Genomic DNA, 19246 nt, shown 5'->3' with positions numbered 1-19246 from the left:
CGCGGTAGCCGAGTGGACTACGCCAGTCACAGAAGGTAACGAGTTGCCGGAGATCCAGCAGGTCCTACCCAAGTACATGCAGATTGCCAATTACGTGCGCGACCAGATCTTGCGCGGCGATCTGCGGCCTGGCGACGAGGTGCCGTCGGAGCGGCAGATAGCGGCCGACTGGAGCGTGGCCCGGCCGACGGCAGCACGTGCGCTGGAAGCCCTCCGGCAGCAGGGATTCGTCGAGAGCCGCCAAGGCGCGGGAACCTTCGTCCGCGACCGCATGAGGCCCAATCGGCTGGCTCGGGAGCGGTATTCGCGGGCTCGGGATACGGGCAAGATCTACCCGGAGAATGAACGGGCGGAGATTGTCGCCGCCGGCTCGGCCACCGTCCCAGACCACGTCGCGGACGCGCTCGGTCTGACACCTGGCTCCGAGGGCGTGCGCCGACAACGGGTGATCTACGCCGACGACCAGCCGGTGGAGATTTCCACTGCCTGGTATGCGCCGGCGATCGGTGACCTCGCACCCAAGCTCCTGGCCCGAGAGCGCCTACGGTCGGGAACCTTGTCGTATGTCGAGCAAGCCACTGGCCGCCAGGCCCGATATGCCCGCGACGAGGTGAGCGCGCGTCTGGCGACCCCGGAGGAGCGCGAGCGGCTTGGACTCGCTGAGCCTTCGGCGGTGCTACTGGTGCGGCACGTCGTCTATGACGGCGAGGATCGCCCGTTGGAATTCACGGAAGCCGCCTACCCTCCGGACCGGTGGGCGTTCGAGGCGACATACCCGTTGGCCTGATCGTCGGGTGACGCGACGCCGCTCTTCACCCAGCTCCATTGTGACCTTGACTGGCCTATGCCACACTTCATCGCAGTGGCATATGCCAGTGCAAAGCCGCTGTTCACGGAGGCCGATCCCTCCGATCAGCGAGAGCCGAGCAGGGTTGAGAGTCATGGAAGGCAGTGGACATGACACAAGCGACGTACTACGCGACGTCGGCGGAGCGAGTGCTCCGCGATGCCCAAGCCACCTTGGACGAGCACGTCACATCGAGCGCAACAGGCCGCTGCATCACATGTGACTCCCTCGGGCCGTGTTGGCGGCGAGAGAGCGCGGTGGAGATCTTCTCACGGAGTCTCCGCCTTCCGTTGCGGCAGCCAGGTGCCAGCAAGCCGGAACTGATCAACGCAGTACGCGTATCCCTTCCGCAGCCACCCGCGGCGCCGTAGCCGCGTGTGTCGGGCCAGGTGCTTCGCGCCTGAGCACCTGGCCCGAACCCAGACCCCCGTGCCCTGTCAGCGTGGCCTTCACGTCCGTGGACCGGGCGCGGGCTCACTTCAGTTCGCGGCGGCATCCATATCGCCGGCGCGGCGAGGTCGATTGCACCGCCGAGACGGTCGCTGCCCACATCGACGGGCCAGCGGCGGCGGTGACACCGACCGCGATCAGCGCGCTGGCGGCGTAGCCGATCAGGATCGCTGCCGGGCGGGCCAGCGGGGCCCGGGGCGCCATGGCGACCACGGCCGCGGTGGCGAGGAAGGGCAGGGCGAACACATCCTGATGGGTCAGCGCCTCCATGGCGGCCAGCAAGCCCATCGCGCCGAGCAACACCGTTCCGGCGGCCAGCGCGCCGCCTCGGGCGGCCCGCGGGCTGAGGGCCGGCGGGGCGGGGATGGCGGCGGTCATGCCGACTGGACCCGGTGCAGGAAGTCGCGGATCAGGGCAGCGATCTCGTCTCCGTGGGTCTCCAGGGCGAAGTGGCCGGTGTCGAGCAGGTGGATCTCGGCGTTGGGAAGATCCCTGGCGTACGCCTCGGCGCCCGCCGCACCGAAGATCTCGTCGTGGCGGCCCCAGGTGACCAGGGTGGGCGGCTGGTGGTCGCGGAAGTAGCGCTGGAAGTCGGGGTACCGGTCGAGGTTGAACTGGTAGTCCCAGAAGAGCTGGAGCTGGATCTCCCGGTTGCCGGGCCGGTCGAGGCCGGACTGGTCGAGGCGCCAGGTCTCGGGCGCGATGCGGTCGAGCCGGTCGGCGGGCACGCCGTGGGTGTACTGCCAGCGGGTGGCTTCGAGCTCCAGCAGTTTGCGAACCTGCGGCTCGTGGGCGGGCCGGTCCTTGGCGTGGGCGAAGAGCACCTCCCAGAACGGGGTGAACCCCTCGGTGTACGCGTTGCCGCTCTGGGTGATCAGCGCGGTGATCCGCTGCGGGTGCCGGCTGGCGATGCGCAGGCCGATCGGGGCGCCGTAGTCGTGCACGTAGAGGGCGAACCGGTCGATGCCGAGGGTGTCGAGCAGCCCGAGGGTGATCTCGGTGAGCCGGTCGAAGCTGTAGTCGAACGCGTCGACCGGCGGGGCCGAGGAGTTGCCGAAGCCGATGTGGTCGGGGGCGATCAGGTGGTAGTCGCCGGCCAGGGCGGTGATCAGGTTGCGGAACATGTGCGAGCTGGTCGGGAAGCCGTGCAGCAGCACCAGGGTGGGGTGCGACGGGTCGCCGGCCTCCCGGTAGAAGACCTGCTGGCCGGCGATGGTGACGGTGCGGTGGCGGGTGGCGAAGGCGGACACGGGCACTCCTCGGACCGTTGGAGAACGTGCGTTCTCCGACTGGCTGATACGGTAGGAGAACGATGGTTCTCCGGGCAAGGAGTTTTGACGTGGACCACACAACGGCCGAGATACGCCTGATCGACGCGGCCGACACGCTCTTCTACGAGCGCGGCATCCAGGCGGTCGGGATGGACGCGATCCGGTCCGCCTCCGGGGTCTCGCTCAAGCGCACCTACCAGATCTTCCCGTCCAAGGAGCACCTCATCGAGGCGGCGCTGCGCCGGCGCGACGAAACGATCCGGGACGCGCTGGCGGCGTACACCTCAGCGGCGCCGACCCCGGAGGAACGCGTCCTGGCGGTCTTCGACTACCTGCGGGACTGGTTCGGCCAGCCCGGCTACCGCGGGTGCGCCTTCATCAACTCCTTCGCCGAACTCGGCGCCACTTCCCCCGCGGTGGCCGACATCGTGCGCGCCCACAAGCAGGCCTTCACCGATCACCTCGCGGCGCTGGTCGCCGAAGCGGGGCGCCCGCCCGCGCTGGCCGCGCAACTGGCCCTGCTGGCCAACGGCGCGATGGTCACCGCCGCCTTCACCGGCAGCGCCGAACCGGCACTCGACGCGCGAGCCGCCGCGAGCCGTCTGCTGGACACCGCGTCTGCGGCGTGACGGTCACCCACTCCCCCGCCGCGCCCACGGCGCCGGCGCATCGCCGTACCGATCTCGGTTTTGATCTCGCCGTGAGTTGACCGGAAAGGCCCGGCAGGTGACCGGATCGCGCCTTCGACCGCCGCGACGGGCGCTCTAGGTTCACACGGTGAACAGCGCACTCGTCGTCATCGACGTTCAGGAATCGTTCCGGCAGCTGCCGGACTGGGAGTTCGTCTCGCGGCCCGACATCGTGGACCAGGTCAACCGCCTGGTCTGCGCGGCCCGCGCACAGCGGCACCTGGTGGTGTGGGTGCTCGGTTCGCGGCCCGGCTCGGGCACGGTCTTCGATCCGCAGCGCGGCCATGTGCGGCTGATGGACGGGCTGGACCCGGCAGCGGACGAGCCGCTGATCACCAAGACCGCGCACAACGCGTTCACCACCACGAATCTGCATCAGACGCTGACCAGCCGCGGCATCGGGCACCTCACCGTGTGCGGGATTCGCACCGAGCAGTGCTGCGAGACCACCAGCCGGGTCGCCTCCGACCTCGGATTCGCGGTCACCTTCGCCACCGACGCCACCGCGACCACACCCATCCCGCACCGTGACGCCTCGCCGGAGACACCGTTCGCGCAGCTGGTGGCCGACCCCCGCACGCTCGGCGTCGCCGACATCGTCGAGCGCACCGAGTACGCGCTCGCCGGCCGGTTCGCCACCATCCGGACCGTCGCGGAACTGACCGGCGCGTAGGCTCGGCGATCATGCCCCGGGTCGTCTTCCTGCTGATCCCGCACGTGCACCTGCTCGACGTGGCAGGACCGGCCCAGGTCTTCTCCACCGCGGCCGACCTCGGACATCAGCACACCCTGTCGTACGTGGCTGAGGACAGCCCCGTCAGCACGGTGCAGGCCCTACCGGTGCACGCCGAAGTCGCATGGCCCGCCCTGCGGCCGGAGGATCTGATCATGGTGCCGGGCTGGCGGGGGCCGGCCCGGCTGCCCACGGCCAGCACCATCCAGAGGCTGCGGGAGCACCACGCGGCGGGCGGTGCGGTGGCGGGCATCTGCGCCGGCGCCGACGCGCTCGGCATGGCCGGTCTGCTCGACGGCCGCCGGTGCACCACGCACCACGCCGGCCAGGACGAACTCGCCCGCCGCTACCCCGCCGCCGAGGTGGTCCGCGACGTTCTCTACATCGAGGACCAGCGGGTGGTGACCTCAGCGGGCGTCGCCAGCGGCATCGACGTGGCCCTGCACATTCTCGGCACCCGGGTGGGGCCGGCCGCCGCCGGCAAGGTGGCCCGCGCCATGATCGTCTATGCGGCGCGGCACGGGACGGCGCCCCAGATCAGTACGATGCTGCGGCACCGCCACCACCACGACGACATGGTCCACCTGCTCCAGGACCTGATCGACGCCCGGTTCACCGAACGGCTCACCCTGCCGATGCTGGCCGACGCGGCCGGGTACAGCGAACGAACCGTCACGCGGCTGTTCCGGAACGCGACCGGGCTCACGCCCCTGGCGTACCAGAACAACCTGCGACGGGAACACGCGGAATACCTGCTCGGGCAGGGGGCGACGGTGGAGGCGGCCGCCCGCCAGGCGGGCTACAGCGACCCGCGGTCGCTGCGCCGCCTGCGCAGCGCCGCTGGTCGCGCGCACGACACTTCTCGCGCGGGCGCGCTCTTACAGTGACCGCATGGCTACTATCCGCTCCCTACTCCATGGTGTGGCCCACCCCGCCGATTCCTCCGCCATCCAGCCAGGGCTCTTCCTGCTGCGTACCGAGGATGAGTGGGCTGGGCGGTGGCGGCAGCTGACCGCAGGCCAGCAGCCGGCGCCGGACCTGCCGCCGGTGGACTGGACGACCGAGGTGGTGCTGGGCCTGGTGCTCGGCTTCCGGCCCACGACCGGATACACGGTGACGATCGAGCAGGTCGTGGCGCGCTACGACGTGCTGGAGGCGCAGGCCACCGAGGTACGGCCGGGCGGCTTCACCGGACAGGCCGTCACCGTGCCGGTGCATGTGGTCGCCGTGCCGGCTGCCGACGCGCGCGACGATCTGCTGCTGATCCAGCGGATCGTCACGGCTGCGGGCTGAATATCCGATCCCGACCTCATTGTCAGCGGCGTGAGCGGGGCAGGCAGCACTTCTTGTACTTGAGGCCGGAGCCGCACCAGCACGCCGCGTTGCGTTCCGGCGGCCAGCTGATCTTCGCGGTGCCGGCCTGCAGCCGCTGGGCGTAGCCGGCGCGGTTCTCCGCGGTGGCCGGATCGTCGCCGGAGCCGGCGTGCGCGGTCAGGCCGCTGACCGTGCCGGGCAGCACCGCCAGGTCACCGCGACCTGTGCCGGCGAGCCGGACCAGCTCGCGTTCCAGCCGGGCCCGGTGCTCGTCCCACGTCGCGCCGTACGCCTCGGTCAGCGCGGGCCACTGCCCGGTCAGCGCGGTGAACTCCGCCTGCGGCCAGAACAGCAGGTCACCGGCGGGCTCGGTGGCAACCTGAGCGTTGGCGAGTTTGGTCTCCAGCCGCTCGGCGAGGTTGTCGTGCGTGTCGTGGGGCATGCCGAGCGCGTGACGCAGCCGGTGCCGCTGCTGCAGCACGAAGAACAGCAGCCCGGCGTCGTCCGCGCTGGCCGGCTCGGCGGCACCCCGCTCGGCCAGGACCTGCTGCACGGCCTCGGTCAGCCACTGCTCGGCGTCGCGGCCGCGGCCGCCGACGACCAGGGCGGCGGTCAGATAGGCGGCGGCGTCCGGGTACTGGGTGAGCCCCGGGCGCAGCGGCTCCAGCTCGGCGTTCGCCTCATCGGCGCGGCCGGCGCGGAACAGGATCCGGGCCCGCAGGGCCCGGGCGGCGGCGGCTGGGCTGTCGTCACGTTTTCCGTACGCGTCGAGAGCCGCATCCACGTACCGCAGGGCGGCGTCGAGTTTGGTCCGGCTCTCGGCGATCTCCGCGGCGAGGGTGAGAGCGAGGCCCGCGTCCTGCGGGTCGGCCAGCCGTCCGGCCTCCACGGCGTGCGCCAGATCGGCGGCGACACCGAGCGGGTCGGCGGCGCCGAGGGCGGACTGCCTGAGGTCGGCGAGATCGGCGCTGGTCAGTTCGGAAGTGAGTGCCACGCCGTCAACGTACTGCGGTGCGCCCCGCGGCCGCTGTTGATCTGGGTCACCCTCCCTCGAGGGAGGTTGGGGCACGCCACCGCCGGGTAGGCCCATCGGCGTGTCAGCTGAGCAGGAATCGCAAGACCAGGCGCGCCTCGACCGCGAAGACCGGGAGGAACGCGAACTCGTCCGCCCACCGGACGTCAACCACGAGTCGAACCGGTCGGCCACCCGGCTGGAACTCTTCTTCGACCTGGCGTTCGTGCTGTTCGTGGCGGGCTGCGCCGACGTGCTGGCGAAGAACGAGACGCCGGCCGGCGCGCTGAAGTTCACGGCGCTGCTCGCCGTCGGCTGGTGGGCGTGGGCCAGCACCACGCTGTACGCCAACCGGTTCGACACCGACGACGCGATCTTCCGGCTGCTCACCCTCACCGGCATGGCCGGGGTGATCGTGATGGGCGCGTCCGCCGATCAGGTCACCGGTGCGGCCGGCAAATGGTTCGCGCTGGGCTACGTCTCGCTGCGGGTCGTGCTGGTGCTCGGCTATCTGCGGGTGTGGCACAACCTGCCGGACACCCGGGTGGGCATCCGGCCGTACCTGATCGGTCATGCTGCCGGCGCCGCGTTCTGGCTGGTCTCGCTGATGGTGGCCGCGCCCGGCCGGTACGTGCTGTGGGCGATCGGCGTGCTGGTGGACCTGGCCGGGCCGACGCTGGCCGCGCGGGTGCCGGACGCGCCGCCGCTGCACATGGAGCACCTGCCGGAACGGTTCGGGCTGTTCGTCATCCTGCTGCTCGGCGAGTCGATCGCGGCGACCGTGCACGGCCTGCACGAGGGCAAGTGGACGAGCGGGGTGGTGACCACCGCGCTGGGCGCGTTCCTGGTGGCCGCGGCGCTGTGGTGGTCGTACTTCGACCTGTCCGGCGGCGCGGCGAAACGCCGCCTGGTCCAGGAGGGCGGGGAACGCACGCGGGAGGGGGTGCACGACTTCTACGTGTACGCCCACCTGCCGGTAGCGGTCAGCCTGGCCGCGGTGGCGGTGGGCCTGGAACACGCCATCGCGCACGGCGGCGACGGTCACCTCAGCGGCGCCACCCGCTGGGTGCTCGGGGCAGGGATCGCCGGGTACCTGCTCAGCGCGGCACTCATCCAGGGGGTGCTGTCGCGTAAGGTCCGGCCCGTACTGATCTGGCCGGGTCTCGGCGTGCCGGCGATCGCGCTGATCATGGTCTGGGACCTGGCGCCGTCGGTGCTCGTCGCGCTCTGCGCGGCGGTGCTGGTGGGCGGGGTGATCACCGGAATCCGCCAGCACCGGCACGGCGAGATCCACGTCGCCAAGGTGTGAGGCTCAGCGGCACGCGGCGTGGACGTCGATAACTCAGCCGACTCCCGGTCTCCTCGGCACCGGGTTTGGTCTGTCCCGGCAGGTCGGGATCCCGGCCGCGTTCAAGAACGCTTGCAGCGTCGCCGCCAGCGAGTCCACCTTGTCGTCCTCGACGAAGGCGTAGCCACGCTGCGACAGCAGATCGGCCACCTGCCCGGCGATCGTGTGAAGGGGCTCTTCACTCTCGACGCTCATTGCACAATCCTTCGTACTAGCACGTCATCAGGGCCCATACCTTCGTGGGAGTCGTACGCCTACAGTCACCGACTCTCCGCAGGCACGGAACCCCGTTCTGCCGGGAAATCTCGCAGGAGGTTTGGCAGGAACAATGCCCTGGCCTGCGGATCCTGGCAGCCGGACGCCGCAGGTCTCGGGGTCGCTCGCCGGTCCGGGGTTACGCTGCCCACAGACCACCGCGGGCCGTTGCCACGATGAGTGGATCACCAGGAGGTACACCGCGTGGGTGAGAAGAATCAGCCCAACCACAAGCTGATCAACGCCCGCATGCGGACGAGGTCGCCGACCGGGCCGGGACACCCGATGACGAGGCAGGAACTCGCCGAGGCGGTCAACGCCTGGCAATGGCGCGCTTACCAGCGCGAAGACCGCCTCGACGAAACCGATATCGGCAAGCTGGAACGCGGTGAGACGCATTGGCCCGGCGCGACGCGCCGCGAGGGCTTCCGAGCCGTCCTCGACGCGGCGACCGATGCCGACCTGGGCTTCTATCGTTACCGGCAATCGCGGAGCCGCCTCGCGGCAACCGGCGCCCATCAGGAGGACACCTCCGGCGTGGACCTGGTGGAATTCGCCTCGATGGTGGAACCGCACGGGATCGGCAACGCCGAGCTGACCGCGGTCGAACTGGCCTGCGAACGGCTCGACCAGGACTTCGCGAGCCTGCCGCCGGACGACGCGCTCGCCAGGACGCGGCTGCTGATGGGGCGTCTGTCTGCCCGTCTGCGCCAACCACAGACCCTGCGCCATCACGAGAGGCTGGTGCGGCTGGCAGCCCGGCTGGCCGGCCTGCGGGCCTGGGCCAGTTTCGACGTCGACGACCACGCCGAGGCCGACCGGTGGTACGAGCAGGCGGTGACGGCCGCCGGCGAAGCCAGGGCGTGGAGCCTGGGCGCATGGCTGCTGGGCGCGCAAAGCCTCATCCCGTGGCACCGTCGGGACCTGGGACGCGCGATCGACCTCATCGAACGCGGGATCTACTTCGCCAGTCACGGCTCGGACGCCACCACGCGCGCCTGGTTGTACGCGTTGCACGCCCGAGGATGCGCGGCGACCGGAGACCGCGACCGGTTCGACACGGCGTATGCACTGGCTCAGGAAGCCGCCGAGTATTCGAGCGAGCGCGACCGCCGCCACGGCACGGACTTCGCGGACGGCATGCTCGACCTTCGGTACTACAGCGGCACCGGTCGGCTGCTGCTGCGGCATCCTGAGCGCGCCCGTCCGGATCTGACGGGATGCCTCGGCGCTCTACCTGAGTCCCACACCAAGGCACGCGCCGTGCTGATGCTGTTTCTGGCCGACGCGGCCGCACAGGCGGATGCCGTGCCGGAAGCCACGGATCTGACCCACCGTGCTCTCGCATCCACGATCCACCAGCCGATCATGCCGATTCTGCAGCAGGCCCGCCGCGTACGGCGGCTGATTCATCAGCGCGACGCGGTCGCGGCCAACGGCCTCGATGACGCGGTGCAACAGTTCAGCGTCGCGCTGACCGCGGTCGCGAGCAGGACGAAAACATGAAGCTGACCGGGCTGGGGATCTGGACCGCGCAGTTCGACTTCTATCCGGCCGGCACGGTCCGCGACACGGTCCAGGAGCTGGAGAGCATGGGCTACAGCTCGCTGTGGGTCGGTGAGAACGTCGGCCGGGAAGCCGTCAGCCACAGCGCGATCCTGCTGTCGGCCACGGAGCGCATGGTGGTCGCCACGGCGGTAGCGAACCTGTGGGCGCGTGACCCGCTGTCCATGGCGGCGGCACACCACACGCTCGCCGAGGCTTTCCCGCACCGCTTCGTCCTCGGCATCGGGGTCAGTCACCCGAAGCTGGTCAACGACCTGCGCGGGCTGCGATACGAACGGCCGGTAGCAGCGGTCCGCAACTATCTGCTGGCGATGGACGAGCTGGCCGAACGCTACCGGGCCGTGCCGGCCGGCGACAGGTTCCGCATGCTCGCGGCGCTCGGCCCACGCATGCTGCGGCTCGCCGCCGAGCTTACCGACGGCGCCCACACCTACCTCGTGCCTCCCGAGCACACCGCCGCCGCCCGGCAGATCCTCGGGCCCGGCAAGGCCCTCGTCGTGGAACAGGCCGTCATCCTCGAGACCGACAGAGTCCGGGCCCGCGAGATCGGGCGACGCCACCTTCGCCGCTACCTGACGCTCCCCAACTATGTGAACAACTTCCGCCGGCTCGGCTTCGCCGACGCCGACTTCGAGCATCACGGCAGCGATCGGCTCCTCGATGCCCTGATCGTCTGGGGCGACGAGAACGCCGTCGCTGAACGCCTGCACCGCCATCGACAAGCCGGCGCCGACCTGGTCTGCGTCCAGGTCCTCGACCCTGACTTCCGCGGCTTGCCGCTGCCGCAGTGGCGCCGCCTCGCCTGGTGTGCCGGTTCGGGCTGACTGCGGTCACGTCGTCGGCGACCGCTATCGGGCGAGCCAGGGACGCTCGCCGGTGATCGCTTCGGAGCGCGACCACAGCCGGCGGGCGAGGCCCGGATCGGTGGCCGGGCTGGAGAGTCTCTCGAAGGTGGGCCGGGCGGGACGGAACGGTCCTCCGGGGCCGATGTGACGGCCGGTGGGGGCCGCCGGTTCGGTGGCGGCGTAGAGGATCGGGGTGACGGCTTCGTCGATGGGCCGGCGCATGACCAGGCCCATCAGCATGCCGACGGCGCGGTCGAGTGGGGGTGCGTCGCGGTCGAGGTCGGTCTTGGTCATGCCGGGATGCGCGAGCAGGCTGCGCACCGGCGATCCGGCGGCGCGGAGCCGGCGGTCGAGTTCCAGGGCGAACAGTACGTTGGCGAGTTTGGACCGGGCGTAGGCGCGGCCGGGTGAGTAGCCGCGTTCGGCGGCGAGGTCGTCCGGGTCGAGGCGGCCGATGCGGTAGAGGGCGGAGCCGACGGTCACCACGACGGGGTGGTGTCCCGCGCTCAGCCGGTCCAGCAGCAGCCCGGTGAGGGCGAAGTGGCCGAGGTGGTTGGTGGCCAGCTGGCTCTCCACGCCCTGCGGGCTGAGCCGCCGTGGCACGTTGCCGATGCCACCGTTGTTGATCAGCGCGTCGACCGAGACCGCCTCGGCGCGCAGGCCCTCGGCGAACGCGTGCACGGTGTCGAGGTCGAGCAGGTCCAGGTGCCGGATCTCGAGCTCGGCTGCCGGGTGCTCGGCGATCAGCTGGTCGCGGACGTGGGCGCCTTTCGCGGTGTCGCGGACAGCCATGATCACCCGGCCACCGTGTGCGGCGAGGTGGCGGGTGATCGCCGTGCCGAGGCCGCTGCTGGCGCCGGTGACGACGAAGGTGCGGCCGGTCTGGTCGGTCAGGTCGGCGAGGGTCCAGTCTGCGGCGTGGTGCATGAGCTCTCCCAGCGATAAGCGGATGACTGATCCGATTCAAGGCCAGGCGAAGCGGATTGTCAATCCGGTTAGGTAGAGTGAGGTCGTGACCACGCCGCTGCGCGCCGACGCCGCCCGCAATCGTGAACGGCTGCTGGCGATAGCCCGCGCCGCGATGACCGAGGGTGATCTGGCTCTGCAACTCAACGACATCGCCCGCCGGGCGAAGGTCGGCGTCGGAACGGTCTACCGGCACTTCCCGACCCGCCGGGCTCTCGTCGAGGCCCTCGCCGACGGTGCCTTCGCCACGCTGGTTGACGAAGCCCGTGCCGCGAGCCGGCACGATGACGTCTGGACCGGGGTCGAGATCCTGCTGCGCGCTCTGCTCCTGCGGCAGGTGGCTGATCCCGCGTTCGCCGAGGTGATCTCGACCGGTCCGGATCAGGACGCCACCGCGACCACGACCGAGCATCGCGAGCAATGGAGTGCAGCGGCCCGCGTGGTGCTGGAGCGCGCGCGGCAGGCGGGTGTCCTGCGTCCCGGTCTTACCGACGACGACCTGCACCACCTGGTCTGTGGCACGGCGTTCGCCCTGCGCATCGGTGACGAGCCGACGCTTCGGATCGATCGATATCTGCGGGTTCTGCTGGACGGCATCCACGCCGCAGAACGCAACGGCGTCAACTCGGGCACGGCGGGCCTGCAAGCCCGCCGTGCCCGGAGCTGACCGCGGTCGGCCTTACCGCTGCTGCAGGATCGCCACCTTGGTGTAGGCGACGCTGACGATGTCGGGCTTGCCGTCGCCGGTGACGTCGCCGACAGCCAGGGCATCGGCCTGGTTGCCCACGCCGTCGACCGGGTTGATCGTGTAGGCGCCCAGACGGCCGGTCGGCTGCTGGAGGTAGACGCTCGCGGCCAGCCAGCTGCCGTGGGCGGCGACCAGGTCGGCCCGGCCGTCGCCGGTCAGATCGGCGATGGCCATGCCCACGGGGCAGTCGTAGGCGGGATAGACCACCGGGCTGGGGTTCAGGCCGCCGGACTGCTGCGCGAACACGTTGATCGTCGCGTCGGGCTGGTTGTCCGAGACGTTCAGCACCAGGTCGGGTTTCTTGTCGCCGGTGACGTCGCCGACCGCGGCGGCCATGCCACGGTCCCAGTTGCCGTTGGCGTCGGGCGCGGTCCGGTACGTGGTAGCGGTGGCGTACGTGCCGTTGGCCTGACGCAGCCGCACCCAGGCCCCGCCGCCGTACGCCTGAGCCACGTCGAGCCGCCCGTCGCCGTTGAAGTCGGCCACGAAGACCTGGTCGAACGGGTTGACGTCGGGAACCGGCGCACTGAGCGTCAGCGAGGCCGGAAACGTCTTGCTCGCCGTCTGGTGGTGCACGCGAACCTGGCCGATGCCCGCGCTGACCACCAGGTCACGGCGCCCGTCCGCGTTCAGGTCGGCGACGGCGACGTCCTCGGCCGTGCCGGGCACGAGAACCGGCGCCGCCAGCTTGCCGCCCCGCTGGTAGAAGAGGTCGACGCCGCGCGAGGTGGACATGGCCACGTCGGTGCGACCGTCGCCGTCGACGTCGGCCGTGGCCAGGCGCACGTCGTAGTAGGTGCCGTGCCCGGCCAGGCGCGTCGGCGCGCCGTAGGTGCGGTCGGCGCGCTGGGCGAACACCAGCAGCGCGCTGGTCTCGGTGTTGTCGGCGGGCCCGAGCCCGACCACGATGTCGGGCCGGCCGTCACCGGTCACGTCGGCGATCGCGACGGCGTTGGTCTCGATCGAGCCGGTGCTCAGATAACGCGCCCCGAGGAACGTCCCGCTACTCGCCGCCGACGCCACCGCCGGAGTCAGCGCGACGGAAAGTCCCACCACCGCGACAGAAGCCACCACTCTTCTCAATGTGTCCCCCGTTCGTCTGTCCACCATGGACGGCGCAGCGTTACCCCATGGCGGGTAGCGTCAAACCCCGGTGGACAGGTCCGAGCAGCAGTGATCGTGGCTGATTCGACAACTCGATGTCGAGGGCTCGCGCGAGCGGGTTCATCGCCACGATGTCAGACCGGTCGTTCTGCACGACGGCGGGTAGATCGGTCATCTGGTCGAGGACCAACTGCAGCGTCGCGCGGATCGCCGGTGCCGCCGGGCGCCGGACCCGGTCTTCGTCGCACTGCGCTGGCCGCCGCGGGTGAGGTGGAACAGATGGCGGCGCTCAGCCAGGGCGCCGTGGCGGCGCCGGGCCGCGACGCCGTTACGCTGATCGCTGGCGCGGGTCCGGCCCGGGGAAAGGACTGTCGACATGTCCCGTGTGGTACCGGCGGTCAACCGCGCTCTCGACATCCTCGAACTGTTCCTGGACCGCCCTCAGCTGTCGGCCCGCGAGGTGATCGAGCGGCTCGGGCTGCCCCGCACCACCGTGCACGAGCTGCTCGTCACGCTCGTCGAGCGCTCGTACCTGATCGCCGTGCCGGGCCAGCCGGTGCAGTACCGGCTCGGCATGCCGCTGTTCCAGCTCGGCGCGGCGTTCGCCGGCCGGCTGGACCTGACACGCGAGGCGCAGCTCGTGGCGCGGGACGTGGCCGCCGCGTGCAACGAGGCGGTGCACGTGGCGGTGCTCGACGGCGCCGACGTCGTCTACCTCGTCAAGGTCGACAGCACGCACCCCGTCCGGATGGTCTCCGCGGTCGGGCGGCGGCTGCCGGCGAACTGCACGGCGGTCGGCAAGATCCTGCTGGCGGGCCTCGGCCCGGCGGATCTGGACGCCGTCCTGACGCGCGGCCCGCTGCCCGGCATGACCCCGGAGAGCATCACCGACCCGGACCGGCTGCGGGCGCACCTCGACCACGTCCGGGCCGAGGGCGTCGCGGCCGACGTCGGCGAGTCCGACAGCGCCATGCGCTGCGTGGCCGCGGCGATCCGGGACCACTCCGGCGCCGCCGTCGCCGCGATGAGCGTCTCCGCGCCGATCATCCGCTGGACCGCGCAGGCGCACCTGGAGTGGACCAAGCTGGTGCGCGAGGGCGCCGCCACGCTCTCCGCCCGCCTGGGTTACCGGGCCTCGGCGCGATAGCCGGCCTGCCGCCGCGCCCGGCGGCCGCAGCAGACATTGACAGTCGTCGTGACGCTCCTCTACCGTCGCGTCCACCGAGTTCGGTATATCGAACCTCGTTCGAAATATCGAACAGCTGGCAGGGAGGCGTAGCTATGCAGGACAACCTGTTGTGGTCCCGACGCGGCTTTCTCGGGATGGGGGTGGGGGTGCTCGGCGCAGCCGGTCTCGCCGCGTGCGGCGACAGCTCCGAGTCGCCCTCCACGGTGCAGCCGGAAGTACCCAAGGAACTGCTCGACGCCGCCGCGTCGGCGAAGGGCACCTCGATGGGGATGCTGTCGCAGAAGCTGTACTCGACCGCGGCGAACGAAGCACTCGACAGCTCGATCAAGAAGTTCGCCGACGCCACCGGCACGAAGATCGAGAACAACCTGGTCCAGGCCGACGCCGGCGACGTGGTCGCCAAGATCGACGCCGAGGTCAAGGGCGGCGTGGCACGGGACCTGGCATTCATGACCGACTCGCGGTTCATCGCACAGTTCCACGCGCTGGGCGACCTGGAGGACGTGACGGACACCGTCGAGGCGCTGACGGCCAAGTACGGCGAACCCTGCGCGGAGGCGAAGAACTTCTGCGTCTTCGACGGCAAGTGGTTCGCGATCCCGTACCACTTCATCGGCATCGGGTCCTTCCTGCGCAAGGACTGGATGCAGGACAAGGGCATCAGCCCCAAGGACGTCTACACCTGGGAGGAGATGCGCGACCTGTGCCTGGCGATCTCCGACCCGGGCAAGCGCCGCTTCGGCTGGGGCATGACCGTCAACCGCTCCGGTGACGGCAACGGCCTGATCGAAGCGCTGATCAACTCCTACGGCGGGGCGATCGCCTCCAACGACGGCACCAAGGTCACCTTCGACTCGCCCGAGACGGTGCAGGCGGTGACCTTCCTGGCCGACATCTACACCAACCCCAAGTACCAGCCGATGCTGCCGCCCGGCGTGGCCAGCTGGACCGACACCAGCAACAACGAGAACTGGCTGGCCGGGATCCTCGGCTACACCCGCAACAGCTTCAGCGTCTACGCCGATTCCAAGACCAAGAAGAACCCGGTGTACGCCAACACGCACGTCTTCTCCGACTGCATCGGACCGGCCACCGACAAGTCCCTGCTGATCGGCCAGTCGCAGGGATTCGTCGTCTTCAAGGGCGCCAAGAACCCCGACCTCGCCAAGCTGCTCGCGCAGTACCTGGTCAGCGCGCCCGCGCTGGTCGGGGTGGCGAAGGAGGCACCCGGCCTGGCCATGCCCGCCTGGGCGAAGGTCTGGGACGCCGACCCGTTCTTCACCGGCGGCGACCCGGCGTTCCCCATGCTGCGCACCATGTCCCAGCAGCCGCTGCCGCTGCGCACCAGCAACGGGCTGACCTTCCCGCAGAAGGCCAGCGCCGGCCAGCAGGCGGTCGTTGCCGCCTACGTCCTGACCGACATGATGCAGCAGGTCATCCAGGGAACGGCGCCCGCGCAGGCCGTGACCGCCGCACACGCCAAGATGGTGCAGATCTTCGCCCAGCAGGGGCTGCCGCAGTGAGGTCGGTCCGGTCGGCGCCGGCCCCGCTCAAGACAGTGCCACTGCCGCCGGGACCCGGCTCGCTAACCCCGGCCCAGCGGCGGCTCGGCCGTGACTGGCGGCTGGCGGCACTGTTCCTGGCGCCCACCGCGGTGCTGGTCGGCGTGCTGGTGCTGGTGCCGATCGGCCAGTCGATCATCACCAGCACGACCGAGCGCCACGGGGCGGACAGCGTGTTCGTCGGCCTGGCCAACTACGTCGCCCTCGCCGGCGACGGCCAGTTTCGTACGGCGGTGGTCAACTCGTTCGTCTTCACCGCGTACGCCGAGATCTTCAAAGTGGTGCTGGGGCTGGCAGCAGCCCTGCTGCTGCACCACCGGCGCCGTGGGCGGGCCCTGCTGACCGGGCTGCTGCTGGTGCCGTGGGTGGTGCCGACCGTGGTGACCGCGTTCAGCTGGCGGTCGCTGCTCGATCCCATCTTCGGCAGCGTCAACACCCTGCTCACCGCCTCGGGCATCGGGCCGCTGCTGGCCTCCGCGCAGCTGGTGGACAGCTGGCCCGCCGGCTGGCTGTCCGACACGGCGCTGGCCATGCCGTCGGTGATCCTCGTCAACGTGTGGAAGGGCGTGCCGTTCTTCACCGTCTGCTTCCTCGCCGGGTTGAAAGCCATCCCGGCGGAGCAGTACGAGGCGGCGACCATCGACGGCGCCTCGTCCTGGCAGCGCTTCGTGCACGTGACCCTGCCCGGACTGCGCCACGTGATCACCGTGACGGTGACCCTGTCGTCGATCTGGACGTTCAACAACTTCGACCTCATCTGGCTGCTCACGCAGGGCGGCCCGGGCGACGCCACCACCCCGTACGTGCTGGTCGCCTACACCAAGGCGATCCTGCAGCTGCAGTACGGCGCGGGCGCGGCGGTCACCCTCGTCATGCTGCCGATCATCGGCGTGCTGGTGTTCTTCCTGGTCCGGCTGCTGCGCGAGGACACCGGCACCGAACCACCCGTGCGGACCCGCACGGCGCGGCGGTTCGCGTGGGCGGCAGCGGCCACGGTCACCGCCCTGCTCGCCTGGGCGTCACCGCAGATCTTCTGGAAGGCGGCGGTGGTCCTCGGCGTGATCCTGCTGGTCGCGGCGGCGGTCGGCCGCCTGATCTCGGCGTTCCAGGCCCGGGGAGGTCGCCGCGCGTCGTCGTTCGTGTCCAGCGTGGGCTCCGGGGTGGCGCTGGCCGGCCTGCTGGTCTTCGTGCTGTTCCCGATGTACTGGATCGCCGTCACGGCCTTCAAGTCCGAGAGCCAGGTCGTCATGCGTACGGACGACCTGTGGCCGACGCCGTGGACGCTGGAACAGTTCGGTGCCCTGTTCACCAACCAGCCCTTCGGCCGCTGGTATCTCAACACCCTGCTGATCTCCGGGGCCTCCACCGTGGTGGCCCTGCTCTGCGCGGTGCTCGGCGGCTACGCGCTGGCCCGGCTGAGGTTCCGCGGGGCGCAGGGCTTCACCGTCACGGTGCTGCTCACCTACGTCATGCCCGGCGCGCTGCTGTTCATCCCGCTGTACCAGCTGCTCATCAGGGTGCGGCTCACCGACTCGCTGTGGGCGCTGGTGCTGACGTACCCGACGTTCACGCTGCCGTTCGCCACCTGGCTGCTGGCCGGATACTTCGCGTCGATCCCCGCCGACCTGGAGGACGCCGCGCTGGTCGACGGGTGCAGCCGGGTCCAGGCGTTCGGCCGGGTGGTCCTGCCACTGGCCAAGCCGGGACTGCTGGCGGTCGCGCTGTTCACCCTGACCAACGCCTGGAACGAGTTCCTCTTCGCCTTCGTGTTCGTCACCAAGGACGAGTACAAGACACTGCCCGTGGGGATGCAGTCGATGATCGCCGGAGACGTCGTGCCGCAGGGCCAGCTCGCTGCGGCCTCACTGCTCGTCAGCCTCCCCGTGGTGATCATGTATGCGTTCGGGCAGCGCTTTCTGACCGAGGGCCTCACCGCCGGGGCGGTGAAGGGCTGAGCACCGACGGGCTGCGCTCGGCCGGCCACCAGTGCTAGAAATAGAACATGTTCTATGCGAACTCACCGGGCCGGGTTGCCCGGGCAATCCTCGCACCGGTGCTGTTCGTCGGGGCGCTCGGCTGGGCCGGCGCCTCACCGGCCACGGCCGCACCCACCGTCCGCGGCCACCTGCTGCCCGTCCCGGCCGCCGGTGCGCACCGGCAGATATCGGTCTGGGCGGTCGACGTCTCGCCACTCGGTGTGGTCGCCGGCAATGTCGAGCAGACCACCACCGCGCCGGACGGCTCCGCCTCGTACCTCGAACTCCCCCAGCGATGGGCCGAAGTGCCGGGAGTCGGCTGGCTGCGACAGCAGCTCGCCCTGCCGGCCGGCGCGACGTCCGGCAGAGTGAACGGCCTGACCGACCCGGGCGAAGCCGCCGGTTCGGTGACGCTGAGCGATGGCCGCGCGGCTCGCTGGTCGATCGACGGCCGATACACCACGCTGATCGGCGGCGCGTCCACCTCCGTCACCGCGGTCGGCCCGCACGGCCCATGGGCCGTCCTGACCTACGACGACGACATCCCCGTCATCGGTGAGTCCGAGCTGGTGACGCGCGACAATGTGCGTACGCCGCTGAGCGGAACACCGGACCTCGACACCGGCAGCCGCCGCTCGGTCAGCTCCGTCGGCGGCCCCGACACCGCCATCGTGTGGGTCGGCGAAGGCCTCGGCCAGGGCCGCACCTCCCGGCCGGTGCTGTGGAAAGCCGGCGCCACGCTGCGGTTCCCCGTCATCAGCTCCTACTTCCTCGGGCCCGCTTGCACGTCAGAGGTCCAGGCCGACGGGAGCACCGTCTACAGCGGGTACCTGCGCGACGACGGCGAGATCGCCTTCGCGCTGGTCCGGCATGTCGGCGGCGTCCCCGGCGCCGACATCACCCTGTCGCGCGCCACCGGCGCCGGGCAGCCCACCGGTGGGCTCGACTGCACGCCGGCCTCGTCCGCCGACACTCTGGCGTCCGACGGCGGCGTCGCCGGATACCTGACCGACACCAACGGCCGGCAGGCCGCGTACTGGGACGCCGCCAACACCCTGACCGTCGTCGCCCGTGAGGCCGGGGAACAGTCCGCGTCCGGCGTGGCGGTGGCCGACGGCGGCCGGATGGTGATCCTGGCCCAGCACGACGACGGCACCAGCCGCGTGTCGCTGTGGGACAACGGCATGCGCACTCGGCTCACCACCCCGGCAGGATGGACCGTGACCTCGGTTGTCGAACTGACCGATGCCGGCCTGCTGGTCGCCAACGCGCGCAACGCCGCCGGCGTCGCGCGCCCCATCGCATGGAACCTGACCGGCCGCGTCGCACCACGCGGCCGGTCAGGCGTGTGACCCGAACTGCGCTCGCCAT

The 19246-nt window shown here is 70.6% G+C and carries 20 protein-coding genes; 13 read left to right on the top strand and 7 right to left on the bottom strand.

The features are described 5' to 3' along the window. Positions 1-43 precede the first annotated feature (43 nt). The gene (locus tag AB0F81_RS06800; RefSeq protein WP_360192136.1) at positions 44-787 is read left to right on the top strand and encodes a GntR family transcriptional regulator; all 744 of its coding nucleotides are present in this window, start codon (positions 44-46) and stop codon (positions 785-787) included. 534 nt (positions 788-1321) lie between these two features. Here AB0F81_RS06800 and AB0F81_RS06795 read toward each other — a convergent pair. Further along, positions 1322-1675 (bottom strand): hypothetical protein, encoded by a 354-nt coding sequence (locus tag AB0F81_RS06795; protein ID WP_360192133.1) that lies wholly within the window; start codon positions 1673-1675, stop codon positions 1322-1324. Further along, positions 1672-2547 carry an alpha/beta hydrolase gene (locus AB0F81_RS06790; RefSeq protein WP_360192131.1) on the bottom strand — a complete coding sequence of 292 codons (876 nt, stop codon included), beginning with the start codon at positions 2545-2547 and terminating at the stop codon, positions 1672-1674. The genes AB0F81_RS06795 and AB0F81_RS06790 overlap by 4 nt, the downstream gene beginning before the upstream one ends. Positions 2548-2636: 89 nt before the next feature. Between AB0F81_RS06790 and AB0F81_RS06785 the strand changes: the two genes are divergently transcribed. The 4 genes from AB0F81_RS06785 to AB0F81_RS06770 all read left to right on the top strand — a co-directional run bounded on the left by AB0F81_RS06785 (position 2637) and on the right by AB0F81_RS06770 (position 5283). Beyond that, a complete protein-coding gene (locus AB0F81_RS06785) occupies positions 2637-3197 on the top strand; it encodes a TetR/AcrR family transcriptional regulator (RefSeq protein ID WP_360192128.1) in 561 nt (186 codons plus the stop codon). A 148-nt stretch (positions 3198-3345) separates the two neighbouring features. Further along, positions 3346-3930 (top strand): isochorismatase family protein, encoded by a 585-nt coding sequence (locus AB0F81_RS06780; protein ID WP_360192124.1) that lies wholly within the window; start codon positions 3346-3348, stop codon positions 3928-3930. A gap of 11 nt (positions 3931-3941) precedes the next feature. Beyond that, complete coding sequence (locus AB0F81_RS06775; RefSeq protein ID WP_360192121.1) at positions 3942-4877, top strand: DJ-1/PfpI family protein; 936 nt, start codon at positions 3942-3944, stop codon at positions 4875-4877. Between the two features lie 4 nt (positions 4878-4881). Then, on the top strand, positions 4882-5283 hold the full coding sequence (locus AB0F81_RS06770) for a protease complex subunit PrcB family protein (protein WP_360192118.1): 402 nt from the start codon (positions 4882-4884) through the stop codon (positions 5281-5283). Positions 5284-5305: 22 nt separating this feature from the next. Here AB0F81_RS06770 and AB0F81_RS06765 read toward each other — a convergent pair whose 3' ends face one another. After that, a complete protein-coding gene (locus tag AB0F81_RS06765) occupies positions 5306-6298 on the bottom strand; it encodes an SEC-C domain-containing protein (RefSeq protein WP_360192115.1) in 993 nt (330 codons plus the stop codon). Positions 6299-6398: 100 nt separating this feature from the next. Here AB0F81_RS06765 and AB0F81_RS06760 point away from each other — a divergent pair, with 100 nt between their 5' ends. Continuing rightward, positions 6399-7625, top strand: coding sequence for a low temperature requirement protein A (locus AB0F81_RS06760; protein ID WP_360192112.1), 1227 nt, complete (start codon positions 6399-6401; stop codon positions 7623-7625). Between the two features lie 33 nt (positions 7626-7658). Here AB0F81_RS06760 and AB0F81_RS06755 read toward each other — a convergent pair whose 3' ends face one another. Further along, on the bottom strand, positions 7659-7859 hold the full coding sequence (locus AB0F81_RS06755; RefSeq protein ID WP_360192110.1) for a hypothetical protein: 201 nt from the start codon (positions 7857-7859) through the stop codon (positions 7659-7661). Positions 7860-8123: 264 nt separating this feature from the next. Here AB0F81_RS06755 and AB0F81_RS06750 point away from each other — a divergent pair, with 264 nt between their 5' ends. Both AB0F81_RS06750 and AB0F81_RS06745 read left to right on the top strand, forming a co-directional pair. Next, on the top strand, positions 8124-9425 hold the full coding sequence (locus tag AB0F81_RS06750) for a hypothetical protein (protein ID WP_360192107.1): 1302 nt from the start codon (positions 8124-8126) through the stop codon (positions 9423-9425). Beyond that, positions 9422-10309 (top strand): LLM class F420-dependent oxidoreductase, encoded by an 888-nt coding sequence (locus AB0F81_RS06745; protein WP_360192104.1) that lies wholly within the window; start codon positions 9422-9424, stop codon positions 10307-10309. The genes AB0F81_RS06750 and AB0F81_RS06745 overlap by 4 nt, the downstream gene beginning before the upstream one ends. A gap of 24 nt (positions 10310-10333) precedes the next feature. On the opposite strand, the gene AB0F81_RS06740 is transcribed toward AB0F81_RS06745, so the two are convergent. After that, the gene (locus tag AB0F81_RS06740; RefSeq protein ID WP_360192101.1) at positions 10334-11257 is read right to left on the bottom strand and encodes an oxidoreductase; all 924 of its coding nucleotides are present in this window, start codon (positions 11255-11257) and stop codon (positions 10334-10336) included. An 85-nt stretch (positions 11258-11342) separates the two neighbouring features. Here AB0F81_RS06740 and AB0F81_RS06735 point away from each other — a divergent pair, with 85 nt between their 5' ends. Next, positions 11343-11963 (top strand): TetR/AcrR family transcriptional regulator, encoded by a 621-nt coding sequence (locus tag AB0F81_RS06735; protein WP_360192099.1) that lies wholly within the window; start codon positions 11343-11345, stop codon positions 11961-11963. A gap of 12 nt (positions 11964-11975) precedes the next feature. On the opposite strand, the gene AB0F81_RS06730 is transcribed toward AB0F81_RS06735, so the two are convergent. Further along, positions 11976-13118: a VCBS repeat-containing protein gene (locus tag AB0F81_RS06730; RefSeq protein ID WP_360192096.1), complete on the bottom strand. Its 1143-nt coding sequence runs from the start codon at positions 13116-13118 to the stop codon at positions 11976-11978. A 49-nt stretch (positions 13119-13167) separates the two neighbouring features. Further along, positions 13168-13323, bottom strand: coding sequence for a hypothetical protein (locus AB0F81_RS06725; RefSeq protein WP_360192093.1), 156 nt, complete (start codon positions 13321-13323; stop codon positions 13168-13170). Positions 13324-13524: 201 nt separating this feature from the next. Between AB0F81_RS06725 and AB0F81_RS06720 the strand changes: the two genes are divergently transcribed. The 4 genes from AB0F81_RS06720 (at position 13525) to AB0F81_RS06705 (ending at position 19227) form a co-directional block, all read left to right on the top strand. Continuing rightward, positions 13525-14295 (top strand): IclR family transcriptional regulator, encoded by a 771-nt coding sequence (locus AB0F81_RS06720; protein WP_360192090.1) that lies wholly within the window; start codon positions 13525-13527, stop codon positions 14293-14295. A 134-nt stretch (positions 14296-14429) separates the two neighbouring features. Next, a complete protein-coding gene (locus AB0F81_RS06715) occupies positions 14430-15860 on the top strand; it encodes an extracellular solute-binding protein (RefSeq protein ID WP_360192087.1) in 1431 nt (476 codons plus the stop codon). Positions 15861-15895: 35 nt separating this feature from the next. Then, a complete protein-coding gene (locus AB0F81_RS06710) occupies positions 15896-17854 on the top strand; it encodes an ABC transporter permease subunit (RefSeq protein ID WP_360192084.1) in 1959 nt (652 codons plus the stop codon). A 47-nt stretch (positions 17855-17901) separates the two neighbouring features. Then, positions 17902-19227 (top strand): hypothetical protein, encoded by a 1326-nt coding sequence (locus AB0F81_RS06705; protein ID WP_360192081.1) that lies wholly within the window; start codon positions 17902-17904, stop codon positions 19225-19227. Positions 19228-19246 lie beyond the last annotated feature (19 nt).

Origin of the sequence: Actinoplanes sp. NPDC024001, assembly GCF_040638955.1 — a bacterium.
GTDB lineage: Bacteria > Actinomycetota > Actinomycetes > Mycobacteriales > Micromonosporaceae > Actinoplanes.
This window is presented reverse-complemented; position numbering and strand designations above follow the sequence as displayed.